This window comes from Nocardia sp. NPDC059228 (assembly GCF_042754245.1).
Taxonomy (GTDB): domain Bacteria; phylum Actinomycetota; class Actinomycetes; order Mycobacteriales; family Mycobacteriaceae; genus Nocardia.
Genome location: NZ_JBHZAL010000165.1, coordinates 1 through 1,102 on the forward strand (window position 1 = coordinate 1; position 1,102 = coordinate 1,102).

1 protein-coding gene is annotated in these 1,102 nt (G+C 70.3%); it reads right to left on the reverse strand.

What is annotated here, in order from left to right:
* Nucleotides 1-93: 93 nt before the first annotated feature.
* A partial coding sequence (locus ACFXKA_RS43210; RefSeq protein ID WP_379431944.1) for a D-alanyl-D-alanine carboxypeptidase family protein occupies nucleotides 94-1,102 on the reverse strand: 1,009 nt, incomplete at its 5' end.

The following is a 1,102-nucleotide window of genomic DNA, read 5'->3' on the forward strand; positions in this document are numbered from 1 at the left end:
GCAAGGACGAGCCGTCACAGGGGGAGGGGAACACGGCGGGGACGGACGACGACGCGACGGATTCGGCGGCGGTCACCCCCGGCGCGACACGCGCTAGCGGCCCGGCAGGCGCTTGACCAGGTCGGGCAGCGGCCAGCGGCGGTTCACCAGGAACACCGCCGCGGCCAGGAGCAGCAGCGCGCCGCCCGTGATGGCCACCGCGATCCCCACGCCGCTCGACCCCGACGACGCGGAAGCCTTGTCGCCCAGCGAGGCCTGGTCCGTCCCGTCGTCGCCGCCCGCCTCGCCCTTGCCGCCCGACTCCTCGTCCCCGACGGCCTCCTTGTCCGTGCCGTCGCCGGCCGATCCGGGCTTCACCAGCTTGCCGATCGGCTGGACCTTCCCGGCGGCGGTGAAGCCCCAGTCCATCAGCCGGGCCGTCTCCTGATAGACCGCCAGGTTCTCCTCCGCGGACGGGTTCATGACCGTGACGAGCAGGACCCTGCCACCGCGCTCGGCGACACCGGTGAAGGTCGAGCCCGCGTTGGTGGTGTTGCCGTTCTTGACGCCGGCGATGCCCTTGTAGGGGTCCAGACCCGCGTCACCGGTCAGCAGCCGGTTGGTGTTCTGGATCTCGAAGGTCTCGCGCTTCGGGGCCTTCTTGCCTTTCTTCGCCTTCTTCTCCTCGCCGGGGAACTGCACCCTGACGGTCGACGAGTACTCCCGGAAGTCCTTCTTCTGGAGGCCGGAGCGGGCGATCAGGGTGAGGTCGTACGCGCTGGAGACCTGGCCCTTCTCGTCGTAGCCGTCCGGCGAGACGACGTGCGTGTCGAGCGCCCTCAGCTCGGCCGCGTGCTTGTTCATGTCGGCGACCGTCTTGCGGACGCCGCCGTTCATCTCGGACAGGACGTGCACGGCGTCGTTGCCCGAGCGCAGGAACACGCCCATCCACAGGTCGTGGACGGTGTACGTGCTCTCCTCCTTCACCCCGACGAGGCTGCTGCCCTCGCCGACGCCGGCCAGATCCGCGGTCGTCACCTTGTGGGACCGGTCCTTCGGCAGCACGGGCAGGACCGTGTCGGCGAAGAGCATCTTCAGCGTCGACGCGGGCGGCAGCCGCCAG